This is a genomic window from Streptomyces sp. GL_141, from assembly GCF_057834385.1.
The window spans coordinates 6,578,448-6,594,124 of the sequence record NZ_CM174402.1 but is presented as its reverse complement, the minus strand read 5'-3'; the positions used below and the strand labels follow the sequence as shown (position 1 = coordinate 6,594,124).

The 15,677-nt window shown below is 73.4% G+C and carries 16 protein-coding genes; 5 read left to right on the top strand and 11 right to left on the bottom strand.

Annotated elements, in window-relative coordinates:
* Positions 1–332 precede the first annotated feature (332 nt).
* A complete protein-coding gene (locus tag AC3IX6_RS29300) occupies positions 333–1,448 on the bottom strand; it encodes an amidohydrolase family protein (RefSeq protein ID WP_489366062.1) in 1,116 nt (371 codons plus the stop codon).
* A 97-nt stretch (positions 1,449–1,545) separates the two neighbouring features.
* Here AC3IX6_RS29300 and AC3IX6_RS29295 point away from each other — a divergent pair, with 97 nt between their 5' ends.
* Positions 1,546–2,634, top strand: a complete 1,089-nt coding sequence (locus tag AC3IX6_RS29295) for a pyridoxal-phosphate-dependent aminotransferase family protein (RefSeq protein ID WP_489366060.1) — start codon at positions 1,546–1,548, stop codon at positions 2,632–2,634.
* A 101-nt stretch (positions 2,635–2,735) separates the two neighbouring features.
* On the opposite strand, the gene AC3IX6_RS29290 is transcribed toward AC3IX6_RS29295, so the two are convergent.
* The 8 genes from AC3IX6_RS29290 to AC3IX6_RS29255 all read right to left on the bottom strand — a co-directional run bounded on the left by AC3IX6_RS29290 (position 2,736) and on the right by AC3IX6_RS29255 (position 11,017).
* Positions 2,736–3,794: an aminotransferase class V-fold PLP-dependent enzyme gene (locus AC3IX6_RS29290; protein ID WP_489366058.1), complete on the bottom strand. Its 1,059-nt coding sequence runs from the start codon at positions 3,792–3,794 to the stop codon at positions 2,736–2,738.
* A gap of 83 nt (positions 3,795–3,877) precedes the next feature.
* Entirely contained in the window at positions 3,878–4,588 is a 711-nt protein-coding gene (locus tag AC3IX6_RS29285; RefSeq protein ID WP_489366056.1) for a DsbA family oxidoreductase, read from the bottom strand.
* 74 nt (positions 4,589–4,662) lie between these two features.
* Complete coding sequence (locus tag AC3IX6_RS29280) at positions 4,663–5,157, bottom strand: GNAT family N-acetyltransferase (protein WP_489366054.1); 495 nt, start codon at positions 5,155–5,157, stop codon at positions 4,663–4,665.
* Positions 5,158–5,202: 45 nt separating this feature from the next.
* A complete protein-coding gene (locus tag AC3IX6_RS29275) occupies positions 5,203–6,657 on the bottom strand; it encodes a peptidoglycan D,D-transpeptidase FtsI family protein (protein WP_489366052.1) in 1,455 nt (484 codons plus the stop codon).
* Between the two features lie 62 nt (positions 6,658–6,719).
* Positions 6,720–7,373, bottom strand: a complete 654-nt coding sequence (locus AC3IX6_RS29270) for a response regulator transcription factor (RefSeq protein ID WP_489371594.1) — start codon at positions 7,371–7,373, stop codon at positions 6,720–6,722.
* Between the two features lie 365 nt (positions 7,374–7,738).
* A complete protein-coding gene (locus AC3IX6_RS29265) occupies positions 7,739–9,106 on the bottom strand; it encodes a sensor histidine kinase (protein ID WP_489366050.1) in 1,368 nt (455 codons plus the stop codon).
* Between the two features lie 5 nt (positions 9,107–9,111).
* The gene (locus tag AC3IX6_RS29260) at positions 9,112–10,119 is read right to left on the bottom strand and encodes a hypothetical protein (RefSeq protein WP_489366048.1); all 1,008 of its coding nucleotides are present in this window, start codon (positions 10,117–10,119) and stop codon (positions 9,112–9,114) included.
* Positions 10,120–10,231: 112 nt separating this feature from the next.
* A complete protein-coding gene (locus tag AC3IX6_RS29255; protein ID WP_489366046.1) occupies positions 10,232–11,017 on the bottom strand; it encodes an IclR family transcriptional regulator in 786 nt (261 codons plus the stop codon).
* A 156-nt stretch (positions 11,018–11,173) separates the two neighbouring features.
* Between AC3IX6_RS29255 and AC3IX6_RS29250 the strand changes: the two genes are divergently transcribed.
* Positions 11,174–12,697 carry an aldehyde dehydrogenase (NADP(+)) gene (locus AC3IX6_RS29250; protein WP_489366044.1) on the top strand — a complete coding sequence of 508 codons (1,524 nt, stop codon included), beginning with the start codon at positions 11,174–11,176 and terminating at the stop codon, positions 12,695–12,697.
* 63 nt (positions 12,698–12,760) lie between these two features.
* On the opposite strand, the gene AC3IX6_RS29245 is transcribed toward AC3IX6_RS29250, so the two are convergent.
* Together AC3IX6_RS29245 and AC3IX6_RS29240 are read right to left on the bottom strand one after the other, a co-directional pair.
* Complete coding sequence (locus AC3IX6_RS29245) at positions 12,761–13,114, bottom strand: SHOCT domain-containing protein (RefSeq protein ID WP_489366043.1); 354 nt, start codon at positions 13,112–13,114, stop codon at positions 12,761–12,763.
* Between the two features lie 11 nt (positions 13,115–13,125).
* On the bottom strand, positions 13,126–13,572 hold the full coding sequence (locus tag AC3IX6_RS29240) for a DUF6325 family protein (protein ID WP_422521744.1): 447 nt from the start codon (positions 13,570–13,572) through the stop codon (positions 13,126–13,128).
* Positions 13,573–13,728: 156 nt separating this feature from the next.
* Here AC3IX6_RS29240 and AC3IX6_RS29235 point away from each other — a divergent pair, with 156 nt between their 5' ends.
* The 3 genes from AC3IX6_RS29235 to AC3IX6_RS29225 all read left to right on the top strand — a co-directional run bounded on the left by AC3IX6_RS29235 (position 13,729) and on the right by AC3IX6_RS29225 (position 15,611).
* Positions 13,729–13,956, top strand: a complete 228-nt coding sequence (locus AC3IX6_RS29235; RefSeq protein WP_489366041.1) for a hypothetical protein — start codon at positions 13,729–13,731, stop codon at positions 13,954–13,956.
* A 137-nt stretch (positions 13,957–14,093) separates the two neighbouring features.
* Entirely contained in the window at positions 14,094–15,341 is a 1,248-nt protein-coding gene (locus AC3IX6_RS29230) for a TerD family protein (protein WP_489366040.1), read from the top strand.
* A 102-nt stretch (positions 15,342–15,443) separates the two neighbouring features.
* Complete coding sequence (locus AC3IX6_RS29225; protein WP_243338429.1) at positions 15,444–15,611, top strand: hypothetical protein; 168 nt, start codon at positions 15,444–15,446, stop codon at positions 15,609–15,611.
* Positions 15,612–15,677 lie beyond the last annotated feature (66 nt).

Below are 15,677 nucleotides of genomic sequence, written 5' to 3'. Positions count from 1 at the left end.
GGAACCCCCAGGGAGATGGGAGCCGTCGCGCCGCCAATGGGGGACATTGCGCGCGCCGACGGCCTCGACCCCGGAATCTTTACGCACCGAGAGTGAACGGGGGTCAACCCGACGTGAGTTCACCCCAAAGGGTGGTTTCCACGCATAGGTTCGAATGCATCCGCCTCATCCGGAACGGGAGTTCCCTCCCATCCCGGAAATCTCGGCCACCAGGACCCGCACCGGGCGTACACAACGACCGCGCGGCCGCCGGCGTCACGCCCCGTCAACTCCCGCACCCCTGCGGGCCGTGAGGCCCGTGAGGCCCATGAGGCCCATGAGGCCCGTGAGCCTCAGGCCGCCACCGTCCCGTTCACCACCACCCGCCGCGGATCCGCCAGCGCCCGTACGTCGGCCCGCGGATCGGTCGCGTAGACCACCAGGTCGGCCGGTGCACCCTCGGTCAGGCCGGGCCTGCCGAGCCACTCGCGCGCGCCCCAGGCCGTCGCCGAGAGGGCTTGCAGCGGCGGGATCCCGGCCTTGACCAGCTCGCCCACCTCGGCCGCGACCAGGCCGTGCGGGAGGGAACCTCCCGCGTCCGTGCCGACGTAGACCCCGATGCCCGCGTCGTAGGCGGCGCGGACGGTGTCGTAGCGCCGCTCGTGCAGCCTGCGCATGTGCGCCGACCAGCGCGGGAACTTGGCCTCGCCGCCGGCGGCCATCTTCGGGAAGGTCGCGATGTTCACGAGGGTCGGGACGATGGCCACCCCGCGTTCCGCGAACAGCGGGATGGTGTCCTCGGTGAGCCCCGTGGCGTGCTCGATGCAGTCGATGCCCGCCTCGACCAGGTCCCGCAGGGAGTCCTCGGCGAAGCAGTGCGCGGTGACGCGCGCCCCGAGCCGGTGGGCCTCGGCGATGGCCGCCTCGACCTCGGCGCGCGGCCAGCAGGCGGTCAGGTCCCCGGCCTCGCGGTCGATCCAGTCCCCGACCAGCTTGACCCAGCCGTCGCCGCGCCGCGCCTCGCGGCCGACGTACTCGACGAGGTCGGCGGGCTCGATCTCGTGGGCGAAGTTGCGGATGTAGCGGCGGGTGCGGGCGATGTGCCGGCCCGCCCGGATGATCTTCGGCAGGTCCTCGCGGCCGTCGATCCAGCGGGTGTCGGAGGGGGATCCGGCATCGCGGATGAGGAGGGTGCCGGCGTCCCGGTCGGTCAGGGCCTGCCGTTCGGCGGTGTCCGCGTCCACCGGCCCGTGGGCGTCGAGTCCCACGTGGCAGTGCGCGTCGACCAGCCCGGGCAGGACCCACCCGGTGACCTCGGTGACCTCCCGGGCACCGCGCGGGCGCTCGTAGGAGATCCGGCCGCCGATCACCCAGAGCTCGTCGCGGACCTCCTCGGGCCCGACCAGCACCCGCCCCTTCACGTGCAGCAGACCCGACTTCGCGCTGTCTCCGTTGACCTCGTCGCTCATGGCGGCACTCTATGTGCGGGCTGGGTAGGCTCTCCAGACCGGTCCGGACGTATCCGGACGAACGAGCCCAACCCGAGAGAACGAAGAGAGCGGCGCCGTGAACCACCCCCTCCTGGACCTTCCGCCCCTGACCGCCGCGCGCTTCGCGTCGATCGAGCGGGGGGTCGCGGAGCTGCTCGGGACCCGGGCCGACGTGGTGATCACCCAGGGCGAGGCCCTGCTGCCGCTGGAGGGGTGCATCCGGTCGGGCGCACGGCCCGGTTCGACCGCGCTGAACGTGGTGACCGGCCCCTACGGGACCACCTTCGGCAACTGGCTGCGCGACTGCGGGGCGCACGTCGTGGACCTGGAGGTCCCCTTCGACACCGCCGTGTCCGCCGCCCAGGTGGACCGGGCCCTCTCGGAGCACCCGGAGATCGACTTCGTGTCCCTGGTCCACGCGGAGGCGGCCACCGGGAACACCAACCCGGTCGCGGAGATCGGCGAGGCCGTACGGGCCCACGGGGCGCTGTTCATGCTGGACGCGGTGGCCTCGGTGGGCGCGGAGCCGCTGCTGCCGGACGCGTGGGGCGTGGACCTGTGCGTGATCGGCGCGCAGAAGGCGATGGGCGGACCGGCGGGGGTCTCGGCCGTATCGGTCTCCGACCGCGCGTGGGCCCGGTTCGCGGAGAACGCCTCGGCGCCGCGCCGCTCGTACCTCTCCCTGCTGGACTGGAAGGAGCGCTGGATCGACGGCGGGCGCACGGCGCTTCCGCACGCGCCGGCGCAGCTGGAGATGCTGGCGCTGGAGGCCTGCCTCGACCGCATCGCGGCCGAGGGACTGGCGTCGGTGACGGCCCGCCACGCGGCCGCCGCGGCGGCGACCCGCGCGGGTGCGGTGGCGCTGGGGATCACCCCGTACGTCGGCCGGGACGCGGCGGCGGCCCCGGTGGCCACCACCCTGCGGGTCCCGGAGGCCTCCCTGGTGGTGGCGAAGGCCCTCGCGGCGGATCCAGCGGCCCCCCTCGCGGCGGGCGGCGGCGCGCTGGCCCGGGAGATGGTCCGGGTCAACCATTACGGCACGGCGGCCTCGCAGGACGCCGTCGGCGCCTCGCTGACGGCCCTGGCCGGGGCCCTGTCGGTGGACCCGGCCCCGGCTCTCGCGGCGGCGGGCTCCGCTTGGTCGGCGGCCCTGCCTTCCGCCTGAGCCGGCGGGCCTTCCGGGGTCGGCGCGTCGGGTCGGCCCGTCAGGGTCGGCCCGTCAGGGTCAGCCCGCCAGATCGGCCCGTCAGGGTCAGCCCGTCCCGGTCAGCCCTCCAAGAGGTCCAGCAGCCGGTCCACGTCCGCCTCGGTGTTGTAGACGTGGAAGGAGGCCCGCAGGCTGCCGGCGCGGGCGGCCGTGGGGATGCCCGCGGCGAGCAGGGCGGCCTGGCGGCCGGCGAGGCCCGGCACCGAGACGATCGGAGATCCGCCCGGGACGGGCTCGTGGCCCAGGCGGGCGAGGCCGGCGCGGTAGCGGGCGGCCAGGGCGGTGTCGTGGGCGTGGACGGCGTCGATGCCGATCCGCTCCAGCAGGGCCAGCGAGGGTTCGGCGGCGTGGTAGGCCAGGAAGGCCGGGGACTCGTCGAAGCGCCGGGCTCCGTGGGCCAGTTCGCGCAGCGGGCCGTAGATGGCGTCCCACATGTCGGCGAGCGCCACCCAGCCGGCGTGCAGCGGGGTCAGGGCGTCCTGGGCCTGCTCCGAGACGGTGAGGTAGGAGACGCCGCGCGTGGCGAGCAGCCACTTGTAGCCGGCGGTGACCGTGTAGTCGTACGGGCTCGCGTCGAAGGGCAACCAGCCGGCCGCCTGCGAGGCGTCGACCAGCATCCGCGCCCCGTGCGCGGTGGCGGCGGCGCGGACGGCCGCCAGGTCCGCCGTACGCCCGTCGGCGGACTGTACGGCGCTCAGCGCGACCAGTGCGGTGTCCGGGCCGACGGCTTCGGCGAGGGACTCCAGCGGGGCGAAGCGGACCTTGAGGTCGTCGCGCACCACGAAGGGGTTGATGACGGAGGCGAAGTCCTCCTCGGGGCACAGGACTTCGGATCCGGCCGGGAGCGCCGCGGAGACCAGGCCGACGTGGGTGGAGACGGACGCGCCGACGGCCACGCGGTCCGCGGGGACCCCGACGAGGCGGGCGAAGGCCTCCCGGACCCGTTCGACACGGCCGAAGTCGCCGAAGCCCTCCGGGAGTCCGGCCCCGGCCGCCTCCGCGAGCCGCCGCACCTCGGCGACGGCGGCTCGCGGGAGGATCCCGCAGGTGGCGGTGTTGAGGTAGGTGGTGGAGTGCGCGAACTCGCCGCGGACGGCTCCTGGCACAGATAGGTCCATGACCTTCACTCTGCGCCAGGACCCTCCCCAAGTCCATTGCCGGGTTTTACGCACCACACCAAAGGACTACTTATGACAGGGCCTTACGGGCGCGGTACCGCGCACGCTCCGTCGGGCTCGCAGGCCTCGCCCTCGGGGGCGGCGGGCGCGAGGACCTCGCGGCCGGCCCAGGCCTGCTCCAGCGCCTGCGTGAACACCTCCGCGGGCTGCCCGCCGGAGATCCCGAGGCGGCGGTCGAGCACGAAGAACGGCACGGCGTTCGCGCCCAGTTCGGCCGCTTCGCGCTCGTCGGCCCGCACCTCGGCGGCGTACGCGGACTCGTCGCCCAGCACCGCCCGGGCCTCCCCCTCGTCGAGTCCGGCCTCGACCGCGAGCACGACCAGCACCTCGGGATCGAAGACGGAGCGCTCCTCGCCGAAGTTGGCGCGGTAGGCGAGGTCGAGCAGCTCCTCCTGGCGGCCGCGGTCGGCGGCCAGGTGCAGCAGGCGGTGGATGTCGAAGGTGTTGCCGTGGTCACGGCCCTCCGTGCGGTACGTCAGCCCCTCGGCGCGGGCGCTCGCGGCGACGTGCTCCTCCATGCCGCGGGCCTCGTCGAGGGTGCGGCCGTACTTCTTGGACAGCATCTCCAGGACGGGCGCCACCTGACCCTTGGGGCCGTTCGGGTCGAGCTCGAAGGAGCGGTAGACCACCTCGACCTCCTCGCGGTGTGCGAAGCCGGCCAGCCCCTTGGCGAACCGGGCCTTGCCGATGTAGCACCACGGGCAGGCGATGTCGCTCCAGATCTCGACGCGCATGTTCCTTCTTCCCTCCACGGAATCAACTGTTCCGTGTTCAACCATCCGCCTGGGCGTCTCATTCCCCGGACGGGTCACTCCCCGGACGGGTCCCCCACCGTGAGCCACAGGATGCGGTGGGTGCCCGCCGCCCGGGGTCCGGCGGGGTCCGGGAGCCAGCCGTGGATGGCGTAGAAGGCCTGGGCGCGGAGGTTGTGCTCGTAGACCTCCAGGCGGACCCTGCGGACGCCCGCGCGGCGCCAGGTGTCGAGGCAGGCGGCGTGCAGGGCCGCTCCGGTGCCGCGGCGCCAGTGGACGGGATCCACGTGCAGCTGGGTGAGGGTGGTCTCGCCGTCGGCGGTGCGGAAGGCCGCCACCCCGGTGAGCTCGCCGCCGCTCTCGGCGCAGAGCACCCCGCCGTCCGCCGCGGCACGGGCCACCGCCCGGGACCAGCCCTCGCGGGTGCGCGCCAGTTCGGCGGCGCCGCCGTAGGCCTCCGCGGGTATCCGGCCCCGGTAATAGGTGGCCCGGGCCCGGGTGTGGAGGGCTGCGATGGCGTCGAGGTCTTCGGGCTGCGCGGTCCTGATCATGGGAAGGACAACGCGCCGGGAACCCCTCCGGTTCCCGGCGCGGGCCTACTTCTTCAGCCAGGCCTGCATCATCTTCTGCGCGATGGGCGCGGCCAGCTTGCCGCCGCCGATCTCGGAGCGGTCGGTGTCCGAGTTCTCGATCACGACGGCGACGGCGATCTGCTTGCCGTCCTTCTTTCCGTACGTGGTGTACCAGGCGAGCGGCGGCAGGCTGTTGTTCACGCCCCGCTGGGCGGTACCGGTCTTGGCACCCGATTCGACGCCCGGGATCTGGACGTTCTTGCCGCCGCCCTCGGTGGCGACCGTCCGCATGGCGTCCTGCACCATCGAGGCCGTCTTCCCGCTCATCACCTGCGCGGACTTCGGGTCCTTGAAGCTCTCCAGCACGTTGCCGTTGGAGTCGGTGACCTCGGAGACCATGTGGGGGGAGACCAGCTTCCCGCCGTTCTCGATCGCGGCCGTCACCATGGCCATCTGGAGCGGGGTGGCCTGGACGTCGAACTGGCCGATACCGGTCTGGGCGACCTGGTCGACCGACATCTTCTTCTCCGGGTACTTGCTGGACGGGGTGGTCCACACGGGGGTCTTCTGCACCACGTTGAAGCCGAGCTTCTCCGCCATGGCGCGCATCTTGTCCTGGCCGAGCTTGTGGGCGAGATCGGCGAAGACGTTGTTGCAGGACAGCTTCAGCGCGTTGCGGGGGGTCGCGTTGTTGCAGAGCGAGTCGTCCACCTCGCTGCGCAGCTTGGTCCTCGTCCCGGGGATCGTGTAGTCGCCGGGGACCCCGGTCGGCGTGTCGATGTTGGTGACCAGGCCGTTCTCGATGGCCGCCGCCAGGGTGACCAGCTTGAAGGTGGATCCGGGCGCCTGCGGCTTGCGCAGGGCGGTGTTCTCCAGCGCCTTGCCCTTGTCGGCGCTGAGCGCCTCCCAGGCCTTCTGCTCGGCGTCGCCGGCACCGGAGATGCTGCCCGGGTCGTAGGACGGGTTGTTGACGACGGCCAGGATCTCTCCCGTCACCGGGTCCATGGCCACGGCCGAGCCCTGCTTGCCCTGGAGCGCGTCCCAGCCGGCCTTCTGGACGTCCTTGTCGATCGTGGTCAGCACGTTGCCCGGGGCCGCCCGCTTGTTGGTGAGCGTGTCCATGATCGTCTTGAGCCGGTTGTCGGTGCCGTTGAGGATGTTCTTGTAGACGCCCTCCAGCATGCTCTGTTCGAAGGCCTGGGAGCTGTAGCCGGTGATCGGCGCGTACAGCGGCCCGTCGGTGTAGGTCCGCTTGTACCGGAAGTCCTTGCCGCCCGTGTCCGTGGAGCCAGTGATCGCCTCCCCGCCCACGATGATGTTCCCCAACGGGTTCTCGTACTTCCCGATGAGGTTGCGCCGGTTGTTCTTGTCGTCTGCGAGGGCCTGGCCTTGGTACGCCTGCACCCAGGTGACCCGCACCAAAAGGGCCAGCACCAGAAGCAGACAGAAGACCGACGCACGCCTGATCGTCTTGTTCATCCCCCAGAAGGACGCCCCAGCCGCCCCGGCCGTTCCGCTCTGCCCCGATTGTGGCGGAGTTCTCAGCCTTTCTTCATGAGGAAGCCTCCCTCGTACGCCGCGATGACCGCCTGGGTCCGGTCCCGGGAGCCGGTCTTGGCCAGCACCGCCGCCACGTGCGTCTTGACCGTCTGCGGGCCGACTCCGAGCCGCTCGCTCACCTCGTGGTTGGAGAGCCCGGCGGCCATCAGGCGCAGCACCTCGGCCTCCCGGTCCGTGAGCCGGGCGACCCAGGGGGCGGCGGCCGGGCCGGCCCCGGGCGGGGTGTGGGCGGCGGCCAGGGAGCGGACGGCCGCCGGGAAGAGCAGCGAGTCCCCGCGCGCCACGAGCCGGACCGCGGCGGTCAGCTCGTCGGGGTCGGCCCGCTTGAGGAGGAAACCGGCGGCTCCCGCGCGCAGCGCGTCGTACACGTAGGCGTCGTTCTCGAAGGTGGTCACCACCACGATCCGGGGCGGCTCGGCCATGGTGGCGAGGATCCGCTCGGTGGCCCGGATGCCGTCGATCTCCGGCATCCGCACGTCCATCAGCACCACGTCCGGGGCGAGCGCCCGGACCACGGCCACGGCCTCGGCTCCGGTGGCCGCCTCCCCGACGACCTCCAGGTCGGGCTCGGCGTCGAGGATGACCCGCAGGGCGGTACGGACCATCCGCTCGTCGTCGGCCACGACCACCCGCAACGGCGCCCGGGCCGGCCCGGCGGCCGCCGAGGCCGAGGCCGAGGCCGAGAGCGGGGGCGGGGGCGGGGGCGCGGCCGAGGGCGAGGGCGGGGTCGCGGTCGCGGGCAGGGTCGAGGTCGCGGTCGCGGGCAGGGTCTGGGGCAGGGTCGAGGTCGCGGTCGCGGTCGAGGTCGCGGTCGCGGTCGCGGGCAGGGTCTGGGGCGCGCTCGGCGGCGGTGTCGACCACACGGTCGGAGGCGGCGTCACCGGCGGGGTGAGCGGCCCGGTCGGCGGCGGCGTCAACGACGGTGTCAGCGGCCCGGTCGGCGGCGGCGTCAACGACGGTGTCAGCGGCCCGGTCGGCGGCGGCGTCACCGGGGGCGGCGTCACCGGGGGACCTCGCCGAGCGGGAGGACGGCCCGCAGCCGCCAGCGGCCCTCGTGCGGCCCGGCCTCGACCCGCCCGCCGAGCAGCGCGGCCCGCTCGGCGGTGCCGTGCAGGCCCCGGCCCCCGGTGGTGCGGGCCCCCGGAGCGGCCGCGGCCGCCGGATCGTTCGTCATGGTGATCTCCAGTTCCTCGTATCCACCGCGCTCCCCCTGCCCACCGGGTTTCCTCTGCCCGCCGCGCTCCCCCTGTCCCCCCGGCTCCCCCTGCTCACCGCGCACCCGTACGAGGATCCGCAGATCGACCGGGCCCGTCCCGTGCCGCAGTGCGTTGCTCAGTCCCTCCTGCACGATCCGGTACGCCTCGCGGGAGGCGATCGCCGGAAGCCGCCCCCAGTCGCCGGCCGGTCCCGGGTCCTGGCGGGCGGTGATCGGCGTCCCGGAAGCCCGGCTGCGGGCCAGCAGGCCGTCGAGGTCGGCGGCGAGCGTCGGGGCGGCGGGCAGCCCGCTCCCCCCGGCGCCCGCTCCGTCGCCCTCGCGCAGCAGGCCGAGGACGGCGTCCAGCTCCCCCACCGTGCGCCGGGTGGTGTCCTCGATCGCGGCCAGCGCCTCCCGGACGAAGCCGGGGTCGCTGTCGAGCACCCGCCGGGCGGCGCTCGCCTGGAGGGTGACCGCGCTCAGGGCGTGCCCGACGGCGTCGTGCAGTTCCCGCGCCAGCCGGTTGCGGACCGCCAGATCCGCGGCGCGCTCCTCGGCGGCCGCCAGCCGGTCCGCCGCCGTCGGCCCGAGCAGTACGGGGGCCAGCCGTGCCAGCAGCGCCCCCGCCCCGGCGGCGCACAGCACGAGCCCGGCCAGCAGCAGGATCCCGAGCAAGGGAGCCGCGTACGGCTCGGCCTGCGCGTCGAACGGGCCGATCCCGACCGGGAGCTCCCGCAGCGCGCTCACGAACGGCAGGGCGAGCAGCACCGCCGCCATGGGCGGCACCGCCAGGCTCATCCCGCTGACCAGGGCGCCGACCCCCAGGTGCAGGGTCCACCAGGCCGAGGCCCGCCCCCGGGCCGCCCAGCTCCGGGCCGGCCCCTCGGCGAACCGCTCCCCCGGCACCTTGCACAGGGCCCGCACCGCCGTCACGGACATCGGCCGGACCAGTCCGAACAGCCCGGTCACGGTGACGAGCGGCAGGGCGAGGGCGTAGGCGGCCAGGCTGAGCGGCAGGGAGTTTTGTGCGGAGCTCCCACCGGCGAGGACACCGACCGCCACCTCCATGAGGAGGAAGTACGGCATCAGCAGGGCCCCGCCGAGTATCAGGTGCACCCAGCGCAGCCGGGCCCGCGCCCCCAGCAGCCGGCTCAGACCGACCCTCGCCCCCATCCGGGTCAGGCCGTACGGCGGGAGGCGAGGAACCGGGCGAGAACGACCGCGCCGAGTATTCCGGTGACCATCTGGCCAGCGTAGGCCAGATGGATCATCGTGGAGGGCTGTCCGCCGACAGCGTCCGGTCCCAGCACGGCGATCAGCAGCCACGCCCCCCAGCTCAGCGTCGCCGCCGACCCGGTCCACGCGAGGACCAGCGGCCAACGCGCCGCCCGCTGCCCGCCCCTGGCCAGCAGCAGCACCCCGGCGACGGCCACGAGGGCGCATATCGCGTGGACCGCGTTGACCACGCCCGTCTCCGCGGAGTACACCGCGACCTGCTTCGCGCTCAGCCCGGCCGTGCCTCCGAAGGCCCAGTACAGCTGCACCGCGGCCACGGCCAGGCCCAGTACCGCCGAGGCTCCCGCCACCACCCCCGTGGACGACGGAAGCCCCTTCCCCAGCACGCCCTGCCAGAGCGTCCCCCAGCGCTCCCGCGCATAGGGCACGAACAGCCCGGCCAGAGCGAGTCCTTGAAGCATGAAGCCGATGTAGACGACGTTGAACACCCAAGGGTCGAGGAAGGGCTCCTGAGCCGCCTGAGCCACCTCGTCCGGCCCCATGCCCAGCGCCTTGACGGCCATCTGGCCCGGGAACCCGGTGAAGATCGGGATCAGCAGCCCGGTCGCGACGAAGGCCGGGACGACCAGCGGCCACGACGGCACCCGCGTGCCCCAGGGGCGGGTGAGCACCAGCACGAGCAGGATCACGGTGGCGTCCATGACCAGCGTGCCCGCGTTCGCCACGGTGAAGAACAGCCCGCGCTCCAGGAGCACGCTGCCGTCCGGTATCCCGATCCGGCTCCCGCCCAGCCACGCGGCCTTCATCGCCAGGTACGGGAGGGTGGAGATCAGGGCCACCGCCCGCAGGATCTGCCGCCCGGTCCCCAGGGCGGGGGCCGAGGCGGTCGACGGCTCCGACGGCCGCGCCGCGTCCGTCACATCGTTGCTGTGTACCGCTCGTGTGGTCATGGCTCAACGGTCCCGTGTCCGCGCCCCCGCCACCTCCCCCTTGAAGGGGAACCGCCTCCCCCGCCCGGGGGAGGAACCAGACCCTCCGCCACAGCCCCTCCGCCGCGCGCGGCTACATCCGCCGCGTCGCCACCGACAGCCGGTCGCGGGCCGCGAACAATGCCGCCTTGATGCCCCGTTCGTGCCCGGGCGTCAGCCGGGCGACCGGTACCGAACAGCTCACCGCGTCCCGCGCCGGCGTCCGGTACGGCACCGCCACGCCGAAGCAGCGCAGCCCGAGCGTGTTCTCCTCCCGGTCCACCGCGTACCCCTGCTCCCGCACCAGTGCGAGGTCCTCGATGAGCCGCTCCCGGTCGGTGATGGTGTGCTCGGTGACGGCTTCGAGCCGCCGCGGCAACAGTGCGCGCACCTCTTCGTCGGTGTGCGTGGCCAGCAGCGCCTTGCCGAGGGCCGTCGAGTGCACCGGCAGCCGCCGCCCGACGCGGGTGAAGGGCCGCAGGTAGTGCTGGGACTGCCGGGTCGCCAGGTAGACCACGCTCGTCCCGTCCATGCGGGCCAGGTGGATCGTCTCCGTCGTGTCGTCGGAGAGCCGGTCCAGCGTGGGCCGCGCCGCCGCCACCACCTCGTCCCCGTCGATGTACGAGCTGCCGACGAGCAGCGCCCGTACGCCGATGCCGTACCGCGTGCCCGTCGCGTCCGTCTCCACCCAGCCCAGGTTCACCAGGGTGCGCAGCAGCATGTAGAGGCTGGATTTGGGCAGGGAGAGGTCGCTCTGGATGTCGGCCAGGCTGTGCAGCCCCGGCCGGGAAGCGAAGTGTTCCAGCAACTGGACCGTGCGTACCGCCGACTTGACGGCCGCCGGTGCTCCCGAGCCCCCCGACTCAGCTGTGGTGGTCATCCGCCTTCGTGCCCCTCTGTCTCTTGCTGTCTCTTGTCACCCGGAAGACACGGAAATAGAGTCCACGGTGGATGTGATCATTCATCCAACGGAACAGCGTTCACCATACTGAACGCATCCGCGCGGGTCAGCGTAGATCCAGGAGGCAGTTTCGCCATGGCAGCAACACCAGTCTGGAGTGTGGACCCCCGCACCGGGAAGCACCGCGAGCAGGTTGCGGTGGAGGCCACACCCCGGGAGGTGGACGAAGCCGTGCGCGCGGCCCACGCCGCCCGCGGCTCGCTGGCCGACGCCGGGAGGCGCGCCGCCTTCCTGCGCACCGCCGCCGATCTGCTCGACGAGGCAGCTTCCCACGTCATCGAGGCCGCGGACGCCGAGACGGCGCTCGGCCCCGGCCGGCTCACCGGCGAGCTCGCCCGCACCACGGGCCAGTTCCGCGCCTTCGCCGACGCCGTGGACGAGGGCTCCTACCTCGACATCCGCATCGACCGCGCCGATCCCGTCGCCACTCCGCCCCGCCCTGAGCTGCGCCGCTACAAGGTGCCGCTGGGCGTGGTCGCGGTCTACGCCGCCTCCAACTTCCCCCTCGCCTTCTCCGTGCCCGGCGGCGACACCGCCAGCGCGCTGGCCGCGGGCTGCCCGGTCGTGGTCAAGGCGCACCCCGACCACCCGGCCACCTCCGAGCTGTGCGCCTCGCTGCTGCGCCGGGCCGCCGTCGCCTCCGGGCTGCCGGCCGAGGTCGTCGCCGTGGTCCACGGGTTCGACGCGGGCCTGGAGCTGATCCGGCACCCACTGGTCAGCGCCGCCGGCTTCACCGGGTCCATCCGGGGCGGGCGGGCCCTGTTCGACGCCGCCGCCGCGCGGCCCGTACCGATCCCCTTCCACGGGGAACTGGGCTCCCTGAACCCGGTCGTGGTCACCCCGGCGGCGGCCGCCGAACGCGCCGAGGAGATCGGCGGCGGGCTGGCCGGCTCGGTCACGCTCGGCGTCGGCCAGTTCTGCGTCAAGCCGGGCCTGGTGCTCGTACCCGAGGGCGCGGACGGGGACCGGCTCGCGGGGGCCCTGAGCAAGGCGCTCGGGGAGACCGGGCCGGGGGTGCTCCTCGACCACCGGATGCGGGAGAACTTCGTCGCCGGGGTCCGCGAACGCGCCGCGCTGCCCGGGGTCGACGCCCCGGTCACCCCCGGCGCCGGCGGCGAGCACACCGTCGGCGCGGGCTACCTGAGCGTGCCGGTGCGGACCCTGCTGGAGGGCGGGCCCTACGAGGTGCTCCTGGAGGAGTGCTTCGGCCCGGTCACCGTGCTGGCCCGGTACGCCGGCCAGGACGAGGCCGCCGCCCTGCTCGGGCGGCTCCCCGGAAACCTCACCGCGACCCTGCAGCTGTCGGCCGCCGAGGTGGACGGCGGCCCGGGTCCGGCGGCGGAGCTGATCTCCCAGGTCACGACACTGGCGGGCCGGGTCGTGGTCAACGGCTGGCCGACCGGTGTGGCAGTGGCCCCGGCCCAGCACCACGGAGGCCCCTACCCGGCGGCGACCTCCCACTCCACCTCGGTCGGCGGCACGGCGATCGAGCGCTGGCTGCGCCCGGTGGCCTACCAGTCGGTGCCGGACGCCCTGCTCCCGGCGGAACTCCGCGAGGCCAACCCCCTGAACCTCCCGCGACGGGTCACGGGAGGCTAGGGGCCGTCGCATCGGAGGGGGCCCGGCACAGCCGTGCGACCAAGCGGTCACGCGCTCAAGCGGTCACGCGCTCAGGACCCGGGCCTTCTCCGTCGCGAACTCCTCGTCGGTGAGCAGCCCCTGGGCCTTCAGTTCGGCCAGCGCGGTGAGCTGGCCGACCCGGTCGACCGCGGGAGCCGGCGCGGCGGCCGGCTGCTGGGCCTGCTGCGCCTGCCAGGCCTGCTGCTGCGCGGCCGCCTGGGCCGCCGCCTGGTTGACGAGGGCCTGCTGCTCGGCGTCCGCCGCGGCCTGCTGCTGCGCGCTGCGCTCGGCCTGGCCGCGCTGCATCCGGCCGGACACCGCGGTGGCCGTGCCCGCCACGACCGCGGTGCGGGCCATCGCGCCCAGCAGACCCGGGCGCCCCATGCGTCGACGCATGACTCTCCTCCCTACTTCTCGGTCAGTGCGGCGACGGCTCGTTCGACGCCGTCCCGTGGAATGCGTTCCATGAAGAGCACCCGCCCGTTGGACTCCCGTACCGCCGAGGCCAGCCGCGTGGCCCAGGCGTTCTCCCACACCACCACGAGCGCGGAGGACTCCGGGGCCAGGCCCTGCGCCACGGTCTCCAGGTCCTCGTCGCTCAGCAGGTCGAACTCCTCGCCGAGGACCCGCTCGAACTGATCGGCCACCTCGGAGTCGGCGAGTTCCACCACGGAGACCGCGCCGTCCCGCTCCTTGCGGACGAACGTGAGGTCGAGGATGCGCACCACTCCGCTCTCCTGGAGTTCGCGCAGGGCGGGGGCCACGTCACCGTTGAACCGATTGCCGTCGAAGGTGACCACGGCGACGTCCACCGGGCCGATCGATTCGGCCGTAAGAGCTGCACCAGCAGGCATGAACAAGACCTCTTCCCTAGCGCATGAAATCACCGCAAAAGGGATCTTACTCGGCAGAGCTGACACCGCATCGCGAGGCGGCTCGGGGTCAGCGCGTGGTCGGCTCGGGACATATTGCGTTGCAGGCCACCGCCCGGGGACGGCACGCTCGGCCCCATGCCCAGACCCCACGGATTCTCATACGAACAACGCGGCGACCAGAGCGTCGTCATCACCCACCGGGGCCGGTCCGCGGCCACCCTCCGGGGCGGGCGGGCCGCCGCCTTCCTGGCCGAGGTCGAAGCCGGCGACGCCCAGCTCGTGATGGCGCGCTGGACCGGCTCCTACAAGTTCGGCAACGAGCGGACGGCCAGGAACCACCCCCGCAACCAGGGCCGCGCCTGAGTCGCGGGCGGGACGGGAGGCGGGACGGGAGTAGGGCGGGAGCGGGACGGGAGCGGGACGAGAGTGAAGAACCGGGAAACCGGGTGAAAGTAAGGGAACGGCAAAGCCACCTCGGTCGTTCTCCCGGCATGACCGCTATGACCCCTGGTTCCAACCTGCCGCTCAATGCCGTCCGCGTGACGGTGGACGTGGCTGCCCCGGTGCGGCTCGACGTGTCCGCGCTGCTCCTCGCCGCCGACGGCAAGGTGCGTTCCGACGCCGATTTCATCTTCTTCAACCAGCCGTCCGGCCCCGGCGTCAGCTACCGCTCGGGCGGCGGCACGGCACCGGACTCGATCACCGTGGACACCGGTGCGGTCCCGCCCGGCATCGAGCGGATCGTCATCACCGCCAGCCCCGACGCCGCGGGCCAGTCCTTCCAGGGCATCGAGCCCACCGCCACCGTGCGGGACGCCGGCAGCGGAGCGGAGATCTCCACCTTCACCCCGCCGCGGCTCGGCACCGAGACCGCTCTGGTGGTCGTCGAGGTCTACCAGCGCGGCGGCGTGTGGAAGGTGCGCGCGGTCGGCCAGGGGTACGCGAACGGCCTCGCCGGCATCGCGACCGACTTCGGCGTATCGGTGGAGGACGAGCCGGCCCCGGCGGCCGCCGCCCCGGCCCCGGTCGCCCCGCCCGTGCCCCCGGCGCCCCCCACGTACGCGGCCTCCCCCTGGCTCACCAGCGGCGCCCCCGGGGCGACCCCGGCGCCCGCGCCGGTCGCACCCGCACCGGTCGCGGCTCCCGCCGCCGCTCCCGCCCCCGGCGCGGGGAAGATCAACCTCGACAAGGGCCGGGTCAGCCTCCAGAAGAACCAGACCGTGTCCCTGGTCAAGGGCGGCCGCCCGCTGCTCTCCCAGGTCAAGATGGGCCTCGGCTGGGAGCCCGCGTTCCGCGGCCGGGACATCGACCTGGACGCCTCGGTCATCGCGTACGGCCCGCAGCGCAACCACATCGACAGCTGCTACTTCGGCAAGCTCTCCATCCTGGGCGGCTCCGTCAAGCACTCCGGCGACAACCTCACCGGTGAGGGCGCGGGCGACGACGAGGTGATCGTCGTCGACCTCGGCCGGCTGCCCGCGGACGCGACGGGCCTCGTCTTCACGGTCAACTCCTTCTCCGGCCAGAAGTTCACCGAAGTGGCCAAGGCGTACTGCCGCCTCATCGACGCCGCGACCAACGAGGAGCTGGTCCGCTTCGACCTCACCAGCGCCGAGCCGCAGACCGGCGTGATGATGGCCAAGCTGATCAAGCAGTTTTCGGGCGAATGGGAGATGACGGCCATGGGCGAGTTTGTGAAGTCGCGCACAGTGCGCGGCATGGTCAAGCCCGCCGCGCAGGCACTCTGAGCAGGTGAGCGGGCACATGGAGCGACGGACGCCCTCCACAGGTGATCTGTTCCACCCTTAATACGGAGGTGGCTGTCAGTGCCCGCCCGTAGCCTTGGAACCATGCACCAGACACTCCAGCCCGCGGGCCCCGCTCGCCCGTCCGCCGCCGAGGCGAACGAGGCGATCAGGCAGCTCGTCGAGAGCCGGGTGGACGGCGAGTGGCCCTCCGAGGCGTACGAGTTCCTCCTCGAAGAGTGGGCCGCGGCCAGCCGCGCCGAAGCTCAGTAAACGAACAGACGCACAGACGAGACGACGAGAAGAGCCGCCGGGCCCGAAGGCCCGGCGGCTCTTCTC